The following is a 14229-nucleotide window of genomic DNA, read 5'->3' on the forward strand; positions in this document are numbered from 1 at the left end:
ACCCTACTTACTACATTATGCTTACCGAGGCTCCTGTGGATCTTTTACAATCCTATCAAAACGGACTCACTTCTTATGACGAAGTGCTGGATTTGAACGGGAAGGTAAAGCCGTACTGGAAAGCGCTATTTTCTCAGCTGGAAAGGCTGGGCATGGATGAACTGAAAATCCGGAACCAGGAAATCATCAGCAAGCTCCGGGAAAACGGGGTGACTTATAATGTATACGGCACGCCCGACGGCCTTAACCGTCCCTGGCAGCTGGACCCTATCCCTTTTTTAATTGAACAAAAAGAATGGAACGGCATTGCCAAAGGCTTGCAGCAGCGCGCAATCCTGATGGATCTGATCCTGAAAGACCTTTACGGACCCAGAAACCTGGTGAAAGACGGCATTATCCCGGCAGAACTCGTTTTTGACAACACCGGCTTTTTCCGCCCGTGCATTGACATAAAAGTGCCGGGCAATAATCAGCTAACCATGTACGCGGCCGATATGTCGCGCGGGCCCGATGGGCAGATGTGGATTGTGGACAACCGCACGCAGGCTCCGTCCGGGTCGGGTTATACATTGGAAAACCGTGTGGTAATGAGCAAGCTGCTTCCCGAACTGGCTGAGGGAATGTATGTTAGCAAGCTGTCGCCTTTTTTTAACAGTCTGCAAAACACAGTTTTAAAATTATCGGATAAAAGAAAAGACGCGCCGAACATTGTTTATCTCACGCCGGGACCAAATAACGAAGCCTATTTCGAGCACGCTTATCTGGCTTCCTACCTGGGTTATACACTCGCGCAGGGCGACGATCTGCTTGTGCGGAATGGCTGCGTTTGGTTGAAATCCATTGATGGTTTGCAAAAAGTGGACGTGATCATCCGCCGTATCGACGACGACTGGTGTGATCCGCTTGAACTGCGCGAAGATTCCCGTTTGGGCGTTCCAGGATTGTTGCAGGCCATCAGGCTTGGTAATGTGCAGGTTTTGAACCCGCCGGGGACGAGTGTTTTGGAAAATCATGCATTTCATGCCTTTATGGGCAATATTTCCAATTATTTTTTAGGTGAAAAACTGATTATGCCCTCCGTGGCCACCTGGTGGTGCGGGCATGTGAAAGAGCTCAATTACGTGCTGGAACACATGGATGAGCTGATCATTAAGAAAGCAAATCGCAAAACGAAATTCAGGTCGATTTACGGTAGGCTGCTGACTTTTGCTGAAAAGGACGAGCTGAAAAAAATGATCATTCAGCGGCCGCACGAGTTTATCGCGCAGCAGGAAGTGAGCTTGTCCACAACGCCGTCCCTGATCAATGGCAACATTGAGCCGCGTTATGCTGCATTAAGGGCATTTATGGTGGCCGATGAAAGTGGTTACCACGTCATGCAAGGCGGACTGACGCGGAGCTCACCGGTTAAGGACCGTTTTGTGATTTCAAATCAATATGGCGGCTTGTCGAAGGACACCTGGATTGTGTCGGACAAAACGGAAGACATTCAGGAAAAGATCGTTCTGACTTCACCGATCTCGGTTAACAAGCACGTCTCGCTCCCCAGCCGCAGCGCGGAAAATCTGTTCTGGATAGGGCGTTATTGCGAGCGGACGATGGCCGTTATCAAGTTTATGAACATTACGATCAATGTGCTTAACCTGGACAGGAATTTCGGCGGCTCAGCGAAGCAGGAGCACATTAAGATCCTGTTGCAATCACTCACACATTTGTCTTCCACTTATCCGGGTTTTCTGGAAGAGGAGGATTTAATGTCAGATCCTTACACTGAGATCATTGACCTGATTTCCAACACCAGCCGTCCAGGCACCATTGCGGCCAATATCGGTGCATTTCTGAATGCTGTTGCAGCGGTGCGGAACCAGTGGGACCAGGAGATCTGGCGGATCGTGGATTTGATCGATAATGGTTATCATGAGATCCGCAATGCGTCGTCGATGCATAACAATAACATTCAGAAGACTCTTGATGGATTGTTCAATAATATGTTCACGTTTTTGGGCGTGATAGCAGAAAGTATGCCGCGCGACAACAGCTTTTTGCTCCTCGAAACGGGCAAGCTGATCGAGCGCATCCTGTCGCGGATCAGTGTTATCCAATCTAATTTTGGTGTAAAAAACACGCCTGGCGTTGAAAATGAGCTGATCGAGGCGACATTGATCAACCATCATTTGCTGGTAAATTACCGGCAGATCTATAAGTCGCATTTGAGCGTGGAAGCGATGCTGGATATGGTTTTGTTGGAAAAAACATTGCCTTACTCGCTGGTTTATATGCTCGATGAGCTGAAAAACAACATTAGCAAGCTGCCCGTAACAACCCGGAGCGAAAGGCTTAATGAGGCGCAGAAATTCGTTTTGAAGGCGGCCACATTGGTCAAGCTGGCGGATGTGAGCGATTTGAGCAAATGCAATGTGGGATTGGAAAGACGGGAATTGTTCAACCTCCTTTCGGAAGTATCCAAGCTCATCAGCTCCGTTTCGGTGAACCTGACCAACATGTATTTCAGCCACACTTTTATGCATCATTCATTTTACGATCCGATGGATTACGATACGGATGAAATATAAGCTGATTCACAAAACGGAATATAAATACGCGGAGGCGGTCAATAATTATCATAGTCTGGTGTGCCTCGCGCCGCGCTCGCTGCCGAATCAGCTGTGCCAGAATTTCGACATTCAAATTTCCCCCGAACCTTCGCAGATCATCGACCGGAAGGATTTTTACGGAAATACAACCCATTATTTCTCCCTGCATTCCCCGCACAAAACGCTTACCGTACTCACAACAGCCATGGTGGAGCGGCTTACCGAGGAAACCGGGTCTTTGTTTTTGCCCTCCGAAATCTCCTGCGAAGCAGCCCGTCAGCAACTTCTGGGCGACCGGGCGCTGAAAATTTCGCTGCTGGAATACATGCTGCCGAGCCCTATGATCAAATGGGATCAGGAGGTGCGGAATTTTGCAAAAGATTGTTTTCAGGAAGGAATGCCGCTATATGCTTGTGTGGAAGCGCTTTGCGCCAAGATTTTCCATGAATTCGATTTTGTTCCGGATTTTACAACCGTGCATACGCCTATTAAGGATGTTATTGCAGCTAAAAAGGGTGTTTGCCAGGATTTTTCGCATCTGGCCATTGCCTGCATCCGGAGTTTCGGCTTTGCTGCACGCTATGTGAGCGGCTATCTGGAAACGCTGCCGCCGCCCGGAAAGCAGAAATTACAAGGCTCGGATGCGTCGCATGCCTGGATCTCGGTGTACATTCCCGACTTCGGCTGGTGCGATTTTGACCCGACCAATAACATTGTTCCCGGTGAACGGCACATTGTCACTGCCTGGGGCCGCGATTACAGCGACGTGCCACCATTGAAGGGCATCATTTTCAGTTATGGAAAACACACGCTGAAAGTGGAAGTGGATGTAATTCCCGTGTGAAGAATAGTTAATATAAAGAATTTGAGAATTGGCCTCATTTCTCTAATTTTACACATCATTTTGAAATAAGTATACAAAACGTCTTTTAATGTAACCAAGCAGTTTAAAATCCTGCACTTCGCATGGATTGGCAATGGTTTCTTCTAAGAATTAAATAATTATAAAATTACGAATGAAAGAATTAGCATTCAGAGATGCCATTCGCGACGCCATGTCGGAAGAGATGCGCCTTGACAAGAGTATTTTTTTAATGGGAGAGGAAGTTGCAGAATACAACGGCGCCTATAAAGCAAGTCAGGGAATGTTGGACGAATTCGGTCCCGAGCGCGTGATCGATACGCCTATTGCTGAGCTTGGCTTTGCCGGGATCGCAGTAGGAGCTGCCGGAAACGGACTTCGCCCGATCGTTGAATTTATGACTTTCAACTTCTCTCTTGTTGCGATCGACCAGATCATCAACAGCGCAGCGAAAATTCTTTCCATGTCTGCCGGCCAGTATGGCTGCCCGATCGTTTTCCGCGGACCAACCGGTAACGCAGGACAATTGGGAGCGCAGCACTCGCAGAACTTTGAAAACTGGTTTGCTAACACGCCCGGTCTGAAAGTAGTAGTTCCTTCGAACCCATATGATGCGAAAGGACTTTTGAAATCGTCTATCCGCGACAACAACCCGGTAATCTTCATGGAATCGGAAGTAATGTACGGTGATAAAATGCAGGTTCCGGAGGAAGAATACCTGATCCCGCTGGGTAAAGCAGATGTGAAACGTCAGGGCAAGGATGTTACCATTGTTTCTTTTGGTAAAATGATCCCCCGCGTTGTGATGCCAGCCGTTTTGCAATTGGAAAAAGAAGGCATTGACGTAGAAGTGGTTGATTTGAGAACTGTTCGTCCTATCGATTATCCTGCGGTTATTGAATCTGTTAAGAAAACAAACCGCTGTGTGGTTGTGGAAGAGGCCTGGCCGCTTGCATCTATCTCAACAGAAATTACTTATCACATTCAGCGTCATGCATTTGATTATATGGATGCACCGGTGATCCGCGTAACCAACCGCGATGTGCCGCTTCCATACGCACCAACATTGATCGAAGAAATCCTGCCTAGCGTTAAGCGTGTGGTGGAAGCAGTAAAGTCGGTGCTTTACAAATAAGAAGTTAAAGAAAAAGACAAAGCCATTTCTCGTTATGCAAGAAGAACGCACAAGATATTCGGAGGAAGAGTTGAGGGAATTTGAAGAACTCATTCGCGGAAAACTCGAAGCGACAATGAGTGAGCTTAATTATATCAAGGGAGGTTTAAGTAAGAAGAACGACAGTGGTACGGAAATCACTGCTGGTTCGGCCAAGCTTGTAGAAGACGGCGCCGACGCCAGCGAACGTGAGAACCTGAGCCAGTTGGCTGCCAGATTACAGAAATACTCGATCCAGCTTGAAAACGCCCTGGTCCGCATCAAAAACGGCACCTACGGCATCTGCATTGACACCGGCAAGCTGATTCCTAAGGAAAGATTAAGAATCGTTCCTCATACCCAGCAAACCATCGAAGCAAAGCTGAGAAGAGCGAGCTAATTCAGGCTTCTGAAATTTATCGTGAGCGACAAGTGATCTGCGGATGGCTTGTCGCTTTTTTGTTTATGAAGCGGGAGAATTGCCAGTTATTTGAATTAATGTAAATTTACTTATTGCCTTCAAACAATATGCAGAACACTAACAAACCAAATATTCCATCAAGGCTCCTTTGGGAATTTGATTACGATAGTTTCGATTTTAAAAAATCGTATAAAATTGTAATTGAGCGGGTTTTAGAACGGGGGAATCTGGACAACTGGCGGGAAATGATCAGGTTCTATTCCAAAAGTCAAATTTTGGAGACGATTGAATGGTCATCTCAAATAGATGAAAAGGACAAGCGCTTTTCCAGATTATTCATTAACTCTGACTTTGTGAATGTTGTATAAAGACCCTTTCGTAATTCATCCGGATACGTTTAAGCTGATTCAGCGAATCCAGGCTATTCCTGAGTTGAAAAACTTTTATCTGGTTGGAGGCACTTCCCTCGCATTACAAATCGGACACCGAAATTCCATCGATATCGACCTGTTTACGAATGTAACATTTGAAACAAGTGAGTTAATCGAGTTGCTACGCGAATCCTTCAAAGTAGAAGTTGCCTATCAAAAGAGTACAAATAATCTTTTCACCTTTATCGATAACATCAAGACAGATTTCATTCGCCATGATTATACATTGATAAAACAGCCCCAAATAGAAGAAGGAATTACTTTGTTAGGTTTGGAAGATATCGCAGCTATGAAAGTGAATGCCATTATAAATTCCGGCAAGCGACTGAAAGACTTTGTGGACATTTACTTTCTGCTCGAACACTTTTCGCTGAATGAAATTATTTCATTTTTTGAAACAAAGTATCCACACATGAACCCGTTAATTGCATTGAAATCGTTATCCTATTTCTATGATATAGATCCCGAAATGGATCCACCTAAAATGAAGGTTAAGCTGCCAATTTCGAAGATTCAGCAACGCATAGAGCAGGCTATTATCTCAGGAAACAAGCTTTTCCAATAAATCAGTTTTCCTCCTCAGTCCCTAAAACCTCCCTAAAAACCGCCATTAATCCATCGGAGGGTTCCTGGCCTTTGTTTTTGGTTTTGAAGTATTCCTGGAAGAGCTTTTCCATGCTTAGGGAAAGGTCGATTTCGGAAGTGGTGGTTGCGAGTTCGCTCTTTTTGATTTGGGGGATGATCTGGATGATGCCGGGATGGGCTTCGTTCAGGCGTTTTTTGTCGGTGGCTTCCAGGTAATTGTTGGAAACGATGGTAAGTTCAATGAGGTCTTCACTGTGCTCGCCGAGCCATTCGATGGCTTTGTCAATGTCGTTAAAGCTTCTTCTGCGTAGTTTTTTGCCTTTGGTGAGCTCGATCGCGCGGTAGGAAACGAGCTTTCCGGCTTCTGCTTCTATCAGGACCACATATTTGGTTTGGTTCGCTTCCGAAAAGCTGTAAGCGAGCGGGCTGCTGGAATAAATGGCTGGCGCTGGTGTTTTATCAATAACCTGGTAACGGTGCAAATGTCCGAGGGCAATGTAATGTATTTTGTCCGGGAAATTTTCGGTATAAATGGCTTGTGCGCCACCAATGTGCAGGATAGGGCGCTCTTCCTCAGGCTCTTCGGGCACCGGCTCGCCTTTTTTCATGACGAACAAATGGGTAATCAGTAAATTGAAGCCCGCATCATCCAGATACTTGTCTGCTAGTTCCTGCCAATGCTGTTGCAAATGGACGCGAAGCGCTTCTTCTGAATCTTCTACACCCAAAAAAGTCTTCAAACGCTGCTCGTTCGCATAAGGTGTGTGCAGAATTCTTAACGGGAAACTGGCATTAGGAAGCTCAATTTCAACAAATCCTTTCGCAGTCCGAAGAATGTCAACCTTCGCCTGCGTGCAGAATTGCGAGATTTCGGTGTTTGGAAAACCAACAAAAATGATCCCGCAAACTTTCGCCAATGCGTCCGGAACCTGAATGCGTTCCGGGGAATCGTGGTTGCCTGCAATGGCGATCACAGCGCGGCTCCCGTTGGCGGAGAGGCGGTGTAATGTGCTGTATAATAGCTCTGTGGCTTCCGAAGAAGGATTGAAATTATCAAACAAATCTCCTGCTACGACAACTGCATCGACCTGCTCGGCTTCGGCGATCTCACAAATTTCTGCCAGCACGAGCCGTTGTTCTTCGAGCCTGGAATAATTGTCGAGCTTTTTACCAATGTGCCAGTCGGCGGTGTGGAGGATTTTCATTTTGTGTGATTAATTTAGCGAAAATAACATTTCATCCGGTAAGAATTGAAATATTCAACTGCAACATTCCTGCGTCATTGCTTCCTAAAATGCATTTTTCTCTGTGTCGGAATCAGCATGACGCATTGTCGGCGGGATGCTGAAACGCATGAAAAGGCGGGGATAGCAATCTCTTTCGACGATCATTTTATCAACGAGTGGTTTGCATTGCGGCCGATGTTCCGGAAATACAATGCGAAAGTCACCTTTTTCATAACCTGTCCCGACAGCCTGACAGCCGACGAAATTTCTAAACTAAAAATATTGCAGGCCGACGGTCATGAGATCGGTTTTCACGGCACAATTCATGGTAAATCAACAGAATTGATTGCCACAGGGCCGGATAGTTATAAAAATATTGAACTGGCACCCGGCCTTGCACATATGGCCGAAGCAGGCTTTAAGCCCACTTCCTATGCGCATCCCGGAGGGAACCATAACGCCCGGGTTGACTCTGTGTTGCTAGCCAGCGGCTTTAAGATCTTGCGCGACGTGGCCATATCCAGAAGAAAAATTATGGGTTTTCAAATGTATGCCCTGGCGCCACGACTGATGCCCTGGATTTACTATAATTTTGATAATGAACGCATTGTGGATGCGCTGCTAATCGACGAAGACTCCGGATTAACCGACCCGGAAATGCAAGAAGCGCTGGAAAAAGCGAAAAATGATAACACGGCTTTAATGTTATTCGGACACGAGCCTTTATATGGAAAGCCGCAAAATGGCGAATACGGCTTTCATGTGCCATTTCTCGAAAAAATATTAAAGGAAGCAGCCAGACAAAATTTGAAATTCTACACCATGTCGGAATTGCCTGATAGGAATTGAGATTATCTCCCGAAGCGCTTGTCTTTGTAGGCTAACAACGGTTTTTCAAAGTAAGAGTAAGAAAGCGACGCCACTGCAACCGATCCTAAGAAAGTCAACACATACAGGCCAATGTGGTAAGATGTGCCGGTCCAATCGGGTAGATATTTGTTCAAAACATTGATAATGAACACAATCACAGCTACGTGATATAAGTAAAGTCCATAAGAGATTTTACCCAAATGATTCATCACACCATTGTTCAGACTGACTATCGTGTTTGGATTACAGGAAACATTCAGAATAAAAAAGGCAAAGAAAAGGGCGTAAACTTCAAGAAAGCCGTAAAAATGGATTCCGGAAAGGAAAAGGGCGATCAGCAGCGTATAGACGACAATTTGAAGATCTTTTCTGAAAACCACTTGCAGGACGTTTGTTTTTTGCTTGTAAACCAGCCAGGCGCATAACCCACCCAAAGCCATCGTCTGGATCCGGAATTGGCCCAGAAAAGTTGAGATCATTGTGCTTTTCGTTTCTTCATCAACATTCACATAATGCAAGCCAATGAACAGGATTGCTGCCGTAATGCCCAGGAAAAGGAGAATGATCGGAATGCGCTTTTTTGGATATTTGATCAGCCAGGGCCACAGATAGTAGAACTGCTCCTCGACACCAATGGACCACGTTTGAGCGCACCAGTAAGGCAAGTCATACAGCACGAAAGCGAAATTGGGCAAAACCAAAAGCAGCAATGTTAACCGCTCGGCGGCGTGAATCGTGATTTTCTCGTCGGTCCCGGGAAAGCTTAGCAACTCAATGTGCGGGAAAACGAAAAAAGAGAGGCCTATAATGAGGAAGTAAATGGGCCAGATCCGAAAGACCCGTCGCAAGTAGAACTTTTTAGTATCCACATCACCAAAACGCCCGCGTTCTTCCAATAATAAATAAGTGATCAAAAAGCCGCTAAGCACGAAGAAAAGGCCAACGCCAAGCCTGCCAGCGTGCTGAATAATGGGAAGCTCGTAAATATTGGCAATTCCCAAAGCATGTTTGGCCTGCTCCAAATGGTGAAAAACAACCAAAAGGGCCGCAATGCACCGGATTCCGTTGAGATTTGGGAAGTAACGCTTTTTTTCCACTTAGTTAAGCCTGATTTCTGCTTTTGAAGATTATTGAAACCAAGCCATCCATTTGCCCTGAGCCTTCATTACTTGTTCGATCAGGTCGCGTACTGCGCCGTGACCGCCGTTTTTAGGAGATATATAGTCGGATAATGCGAGGATTTCGTCCACCGAATCTGCCGGGCAGGCGCTCAGCACATTGGTCCGCATCACTTCATAATCGGGCAGATCGTCGCCCATGAACACGATCTCGTCTTCTGTGAGATTGGTTTCTTCGAGATATTTTTTAAAAATCGGCAACTTCCCATCCGGTGAAGTTCCGATGAAAATGTCCGATACGCCCAGATATTCAAGCCGTTTGCGGACACCCATTTGATTTTGTGCAGAAATAATAGCCACCCGGTAACCCATCTTAATCGCGCGATTGATGCCGTAACCGTCCTTTACATTAAAACTACGAGGCTGTTCTCCGCTTTCCAGCGCAATCACGCTGCCGTCTGTCATGACGCCGTCGATGTCGAAAATAAAGGTTGTAATGCGTTTAAAGCGGTCTATTAGTGCTGCATTCATGAAAAATCCGAATAATGAATCCCGCAAATATAGCCTAACTTTTCAGGAGACAGCACGGGTGCCTATTATTTTGAAATGTAGAAGTTCCTGATTTTATCCGTCAGCAGCCTGTAAATCTCAGTCCAATCCTCATTGGTTTCCTGCAAATATTCCAAATGCCGGTTGGTCGTTTTCCAGTCGCCACGCCTTGCCGGCCCTGTCTGGCCCAGCGAAGGATCATTGGAAAGCAATGCTTTGTGAATGGTGGTTTGGATAAGGGGTTTTAGTAAATCAAAATTCAACTGTTCCCTTTCGAGCATATTTTGGGAAACAGTGAGAAGATAATTGGTGAAATTGCTGGCAAATACGGCTGCCACATGCAGGATAAAGCGCTCATCGGAATCCATGCGGCTCACATTGTCACTCACGCTCTGCGCCAATTGAATGAGCTTATTTTCAATCAGTTCGTTTTTTGATTCAATACAAAATGGAAGTTCTTTATAGTCCATTTCCAATCCTTTTGTGAAGGTTTGAAGCGGGTAAAAGACACCGGTATGCACATATACGTCGCTGTAAATTTCGACCAGGTTCTGGAATTCTGCTAATGATCTGGTTCCTGAGGTGTGGACCAGCATTACGCCTTCTGGGAGCACGATGCGTTCGATCACACTTTCCAGAGCATCATCTGAAACGGCTATCACGATGAGGTCAGCTTCACTTTCAGCAAAATTAAGGTCCGGCTGAATGTTGGTATCATACAGGTAGGAAGCCAGTTGACGGGCTTTCTGGGTGTCGCGGCTATATACTTCACAAATCCAGTGACCGGCATCTTCAAAGGCCTGGGCAAGGTGCCAGGCCACGTTTCCGGAACCAACGAAAGAGATTTTCATTCACAAAACGTTATATCCGCCTAAGATATGGCATAAAGTTAATTTCACAAATCAGTTGACGAGCGGGGCGGTTTGTGCTGCGCTGGTAATGCCATCGGGCAATTCCATAATGCGCATGTTACGGAAATGGATTTCAGCGCCCTCGGCTTCGAGGCAAATGTAGCCGCGTTTTCTTTCAGAGTTCCGCAAACCGTTGACAAACTTGCCATTAACAGAAAGCTTCACGGTTCCGTCTACACACACCACCACATATTTATTCCACTCGCCTTTGCCTTTACAGCGCTTTTCGAGGGATTTGCTTCTGATGCCGCGAGGGTTATCCGGAATGGCTGTCATACCCATGGTCGGGAACAGCTCTCCGTGGACGTAATCTTCTGTCGCATTGTGCTGGGGCGCGTAATCCAGTTCCAGCATTTGAACCTCAATCGCTTTGGTCAGCGGGTCATTTTCCTGCGGCGTGCCTTCGCTCCATACGAAAATGCCCGAATTCCCACCTGCTTCCATATGTTTCCACTCCACTTCCAGGATAAAATTTTCATACTGCTTGTCGGACCGCATCACGCCTATGGGCTTACCGGAACAGATCAATGTTCCGTTTTTTACTTTCCAGGTTTCCTTCGACGTGTTTACATCAATCCAACCATCGAGGTTTTTGCCATTGAAGAGCGGCCGGAATGAAAGATTTTCAGGAGCCTGCGCAAAGCTGATTTGCAGCGAGAGGGCGAAAGCCAGCAAGGCCGTCGCATAATGTTTTGAAAAAGTACTTTTCATCTGAATGATTTACTTATGAGGTTTAGGATTGGGAAAGGCGCAATATCGCAATTCTTCAAATGCAGTAAACTATATTTGGATCCAGGTTAATTTTATTAAAATAAATTTCTCACACTAAAATTTTTTAAAATGTTCAGAATGAAGCTCTTTTGCTTTTTCGCAGCACTTACAGCAGCCCTCGGCACAGTTCAGGTTTATGGCCAAGGCCAATCACAGATCAGTGCGGTTATCGACGTTGGCACCGGTTTCAGCGATGATAAATCCTGGGCACCCTCTGTATTATATTATGAGCAGATAGCTCTGAACCGCGTTCCGTGGTTCCGGCTTGGGCTGGGGATAAGAGCATGGGGTTATTATGCCAACCGGACCAATTTATATACAAAAACCGGCTCTCCGCAGGATTACCTGGAATACAGAAAAGTATCTGCCAATGGGTTAAGCTTTGTGGTTGGGGCAAACCTGCGATTCTGGAAAATCGATCTCGGCGTTAATACAGACCTTATAGGAGCATCTTTTGGATCAAAAAGAAAGGCTTTTTATGAAAAAACAACAACAACGCCGGGTGTTGGCGCACCTAATTACAATCAGTGGTTGTCAACCTCGCCGATTATTTTCAATGCTGCGCCTTTATTTTTAGATAACTATAACGGGCAGTCTGAGGCATACGCACGCATCTATCTGACCAGGGGAATCGGGCTTAAAATCGGATACTTATACGGGCATATTGCGTATCACACGCATAAGGCGGATGACCGCAAGGTGTTCCTCGACAACAAGCAGCGCCGTGTTTCGCAAAACTATGGCATGCCGTATGCTGCGCTGAGTTTTCCGCTGCAACATTAAGAGATGTATTAGCATCAAAGCGGCCTTGAATCCTCATGGTCGGTGAAATTTCACAAACATACTTGTTATTCAATTTGTTAAACTCTATATTTGCACTCCCATTTTGCGATGGGACTGTCTTGTTACAGTGTAATTTATTGAAAATCAATTAAATTTTTGTTAATCGTGGATACGTTAAGCTACAAAACCATCTCGGCGAACAAAAACACAGTGAACAAGGAGTGGGTTGTTGTGGATGCTCAGGATGCAATTTTAGGCCGTTTGGCAAGTGAAGTTGCGAAAATTATCAGAGGCAAGCACAAGGCAAATTACACTCCTCATGTGGACTGTGGTGATAATGTTATCATTATCAACGCCGATAAAATCAAGTTGACAGGTAAGAAAATGACCGACAAAATTTATGTTCGTCATACGGGTTACCCAGGAGGTCAGCGTTTTCAAACTCCTCGTGAGTTGCTCGAAAAACACCCAGGTCGTGTAATCGAGAAAGCCGTAAGAGGCATGCTTCCAAAGAACCGTTTGGGACGTCGTTTATTCACAAATCTGTTTGTTTATGCTGATGCAACACACCCGCACAGCGCTCAGCAACCAAAAGAAATCCAGTTGTAATTCATGGAAGTTATCAACACAATAGGTAGAAGAAAAACAGCCGTGGCCCGTATTTATATGACGCCCGGTAAAGGAGATATCAAAGTAAACGGTCGCGATTACAAAGAATACTTTCCATTTGAAGTTCACCAGATTGTTCTTCAGCAACCTTTTGCTGTGATCAGCGGAGGAAATGGTTATGATCTTAAAGTAAATGTAAGAGGCGGTGGAATTTCAGGACAGGCGGAAGCAATCCGTATGGCTGTTTCCCGCGCACTTTGCGAATACAACGGAGAATTCCGTGGCGCGTTGAAAAAAGAAGGATTCCTTACCCGTGACCCTCGTATGGTTGAACGTAAGAAATACGGTCGCGCTAAGGCTCGTAAGAGATTCCAGTTCTCGAAACGTTAATATTCAAATGTCCAGACAGTACTTATCGTGCCCGATGTGCTGTGCTGCGTAATTTTATTAAGACATTTTTTCAAAACATTAATCTGTAATGGCACAAATAGAATATAAAGAACTATTGGATGCAGGTGTACACTTTGGTCACCTTACCCGCAAGTGGGATCCACGTATGGCTCCATACATCTTCATGGAGAAGAACGGGATCCACATCATTGACCTGAACAAAACTTTGAGCTGCATTAACGACGCTGAGGCTGCGTTGAAGCAAATCGTTCGTTCAGGACGTAAGATCATGTTTGTTGCTACTAAAAAACAAGCACAGGAGATCGTAACGGAAGAGGCGAAACGCCTTAAAATGCCTTACGTAACTGATCGCTGGTTGGGTGGTATGCTTACAAACTTCGGCACAATTCGCAAGTCTTTGAAAAAAATGCAGACTCTTGAGAAGATGCTAAAAGACGAAACCACGGTTAGCAATATCGCGAAGAGAGAACGCCTGATGCTTACACGTGAAAAGGATAAATTGGAAAGAGTGTTAGGTGGTGTAGCTGATTTAACACGTCTTCCTGCTGCCCTTTTCATCGTTGATGTAAAACGCGAGCACATTGCCGTTTCAGAAGCAAAAAGATTGAACATCCCCATTTTTGCAATCTGCGACACCAACTCAAACCCGGAATTAGTTGATTTCCCAATCCCAAGCAATGACGATGCTTACAAAGCTATCTCATTGATCACGTTGGCGATCGGAAAAGCAATCGAAGAAGGTTTGATGGAACGCAAACAAGATAAAGACGATCAGCGCATGGTAGAGGAGGAAGAGGCAAAACGTCAGGTTGACAAAGGTAATGAAGAAACAGCTGCGGCTGCTCCTCGTGCTGAAGCGCCTGCTGAGACAAGCGTTGCTGCTGAAAGTGATGAAGAGTAATCAGGGCGATACGGAATAGGTTTCTGACCTTTCC

The 14229-nt window shown here is 45.6% G+C and carries 16 protein-coding genes; 11 read left to right on the top strand and 5 right to left on the bottom strand.

The window, feature by feature from the left end; all coding sequences use genetic code 11:
- Nucleotides 1-17 precede the first annotated feature (17 nt).
- From L0660_RS20050 to L0660_RS20075, 6 genes are all read left to right on the top strand, one after another.
- Entirely contained in the window at nucleotides 18-2573 is a 2556-nt protein-coding gene (locus L0660_RS20050; protein WP_235161074.1) for a circularly permuted type 2 ATP-grasp protein, read from the top strand.
- Nucleotides 2563-3438: a transglutaminase family protein gene (locus tag L0660_RS20055; protein ID WP_235161075.1), complete on the top strand. Its 876-nt coding sequence runs from the start codon at nucleotides 2563-2565 to the stop codon at nucleotides 3436-3438. Before L0660_RS20050 ends, L0660_RS20055 begins: the two co-directional genes overlap by 11 nt.
- Before the next feature lie 172 nt (nucleotides 3439-3610).
- Nucleotides 3611-4591, top strand: a complete 981-nt coding sequence (locus L0660_RS20060) for a pyruvate dehydrogenase complex E1 component subunit beta (protein ID WP_026631727.1) — start codon at nucleotides 3611-3613, stop codon at nucleotides 4589-4591.
- A gap of 34 nt (nucleotides 4592-4625) precedes the next feature.
- The gene (locus L0660_RS20065; protein ID WP_026631728.1) at nucleotides 4626-5009 is read left to right on the top strand and encodes a TraR/DksA C4-type zinc finger protein; all 384 of its coding nucleotides are present in this window, start codon (nucleotides 4626-4628) and stop codon (nucleotides 5007-5009) included.
- Nucleotides 5010-5137: 128 nt separating this feature from the next.
- Nucleotides 5138-5398, top strand: coding sequence for a DUF6922 domain-containing protein (locus L0660_RS20070; protein ID WP_235161076.1), 261 nt, complete (start codon nucleotides 5138-5140; stop codon nucleotides 5396-5398).
- Complete coding sequence (locus L0660_RS20075; RefSeq protein ID WP_235161077.1) at nucleotides 5388-6026, top strand: nucleotidyl transferase AbiEii/AbiGii toxin family protein; 639 nt, start codon at nucleotides 5388-5390, stop codon at nucleotides 6024-6026. Before L0660_RS20070 ends, L0660_RS20075 begins: the two co-directional genes overlap by 11 nt.
- Nucleotide 6027: 1 nt before the next feature.
- Here the strand turns inward: L0660_RS20075 and L0660_RS20080 are convergent, their stop codons facing one another.
- Entirely contained in the window at nucleotides 6028-7251 is a 1224-nt protein-coding gene (locus L0660_RS20080; RefSeq protein WP_235161078.1) for an exonuclease subunit SbcD, read from the bottom strand.
- A 117-nt stretch (nucleotides 7252-7368) separates the two neighbouring features.
- On the opposite strand from L0660_RS20080, the gene L0660_RS20085 reads away from it, so the two are divergent.
- Entirely contained in the window at nucleotides 7369-8121 is a 753-nt protein-coding gene (locus L0660_RS20085; protein ID WP_235161079.1) for a polysaccharide deacetylase family protein, read from the top strand.
- A gap of 2 nt (nucleotides 8122-8123) precedes the next feature.
- Here L0660_RS20085 and L0660_RS20090 read toward each other — a convergent pair whose 3' ends face one another.
- The 4 genes from L0660_RS20090 to L0660_RS20105 form a co-directional block, all read right to left on the bottom strand.
- On the bottom strand, nucleotides 8124-9239 hold the full coding sequence (locus tag L0660_RS20090) for an acyltransferase (RefSeq protein ID WP_235161080.1): 1116 nt from the start codon (nucleotides 9237-9239) through the stop codon (nucleotides 8124-8126).
- A 30-nt stretch (nucleotides 9240-9269) separates the two neighbouring features.
- Nucleotides 9270-9791: an HAD family hydrolase gene (locus L0660_RS20095; protein WP_235161081.1), complete on the bottom strand. Its 522-nt coding sequence runs from the start codon at nucleotides 9789-9791 to the stop codon at nucleotides 9270-9272.
- Nucleotides 9792-9856: 65 nt separating this feature from the next.
- A complete protein-coding gene (locus L0660_RS20100) occupies nucleotides 9857-10660 on the bottom strand; it encodes a Rossmann-like and DUF2520 domain-containing protein (protein WP_233799030.1) in 804 nt (267 codons plus the stop codon).
- Between the two features lie 51 nt (nucleotides 10661-10711).
- On the bottom strand, nucleotides 10712-11431 hold the full coding sequence (locus L0660_RS20105; protein WP_233799029.1) for a DUF1080 domain-containing protein: 720 nt from the start codon (nucleotides 11429-11431) through the stop codon (nucleotides 10712-10714).
- A gap of 138 nt (nucleotides 11432-11569) precedes the next feature.
- Between L0660_RS20105 and L0660_RS20110 the strand changes: the two genes are divergently transcribed.
- The 4 genes from L0660_RS20110 to rpsB all read left to right on the top strand — a co-directional run bounded on the left by L0660_RS20110 (nucleotide 11570) and on the right by rpsB (nucleotide 14195).
- Nucleotides 11570-12274, top strand: coding sequence for a hypothetical protein (locus L0660_RS20110; protein WP_235161082.1), 705 nt, complete (start codon nucleotides 11570-11572; stop codon nucleotides 12272-12274).
- A 165-nt stretch (nucleotides 12275-12439) separates the two neighbouring features.
- Entirely contained in the window at nucleotides 12440-12883 is a 444-nt protein-coding gene (gene rplM, locus L0660_RS20115) for a 50S ribosomal protein L13 (protein ID WP_026631734.1), read from the top strand.
- A 3-nt stretch (nucleotides 12884-12886) separates the two neighbouring features.
- The gene (gene rpsI, locus L0660_RS20120) at nucleotides 12887-13273 is read left to right on the top strand and encodes a 30S ribosomal protein S9 (protein ID WP_026631735.1); all 387 of its coding nucleotides are present in this window, start codon (nucleotides 12887-12889) and stop codon (nucleotides 13271-13273) included.
- An 88-nt stretch (nucleotides 13274-13361) separates the two neighbouring features.
- Nucleotides 13362-14195: a 30S ribosomal protein S2 gene (gene rpsB, locus L0660_RS20125; protein ID WP_233799027.1), complete on the top strand. Its 834-nt coding sequence runs from the start codon at nucleotides 13362-13364 to the stop codon at nucleotides 14193-14195.
- Nucleotides 14196-14229 lie beyond the last annotated feature (34 nt).

This window comes from Dyadobacter sp. CY351, assembly GCF_021502625.1.
Taxonomy (GTDB): Bacteria; Bacteroidota; Bacteroidia; order Cytophagales; family Spirosomataceae; genus Dyadobacter; species Dyadobacter chenhuakuii.

Bases quoted from the DNA above. Each gene is read 5' to 3' on its own strand.
- L0660_RS20100 (WP_233799030.1), bottom strand. From the start codon at position 10,660: ATGAAAATCTCTTTCGTTGGTTCCGGAAACGTGGCCTGGCACCTTGCC.
- rpsB (WP_233799027.1), top strand. From the start codon at position 13,362: ATGGCACAAATAGAATATAAAGAACTATTGGATGCAGGTGTACACTTT.
- L0660_RS20105 (WP_233799029.1), bottom strand. From the start codon at position 11,431: ATGAAAAGTACTTTTTCAAAACATTATGCGACGGCCTTGCTGGCTTTC.
- L0660_RS20095 (WP_235161081.1), bottom strand. From the start codon at position 9,791: ATGAATGCAGCACTAATAGACCGCTTTAAACGCATTACAACCTTTATT.
- rpsI (WP_026631735.1), top strand. From the start codon at position 12,887: ATGGAAGTTATCAACACAATAGGTAGAAGAAAAACAGCCGTGGCCCGT.
- L0660_RS20110 (WP_235161082.1), top strand. From the start codon at position 11,570: ATGAAGCTCTTTTGCTTTTTCGCAGCACTTACAGCAGCCCTCGGCACA.
- L0660_RS20050 (WP_235161074.1), top strand. From the start codon at position 18: ATGCTTACCGAGGCTCCTGTGGATCTTTTACAATCCTATCAAAACGGA.
- L0660_RS20055 (WP_235161075.1), top strand. From the start codon at position 2,563: ATGAAATATAAGCTGATTCACAAAACGGAATATAAATACGCGGAGGCG.
- L0660_RS20065 (WP_026631728.1), top strand. From the start codon at position 4,626: ATGCAAGAAGAACGCACAAGATATTCGGAGGAAGAGTTGAGGGAATTT.
- L0660_RS20080 (WP_235161078.1), bottom strand. From the start codon at position 7,251: ATGAAAATCCTCCACACCGCCGACTGGCACATTGGTAAAAAGCTCGAC.
- L0660_RS20075 (WP_235161077.1), top strand. From the start codon at position 5,388: ATGTTGTATAAAGACCCTTTCGTAATTCATCCGGATACGTTTAAGCTG.
- L0660_RS20060 (WP_026631727.1), top strand. From the start codon at position 3,611: ATGAAAGAATTAGCATTCAGAGATGCCATTCGCGACGCCATGTCGGAA.
- L0660_RS20070 (WP_235161076.1), top strand. From the start codon at position 5,138: ATGCAGAACACTAACAAACCAAATATTCCATCAAGGCTCCTTTGGGAA.
- L0660_RS20085 (WP_235161079.1), top strand. From the start codon at position 7,369: ATGACGCATTGTCGGCGGGATGCTGAAACGCATGAAAAGGCGGGGATA.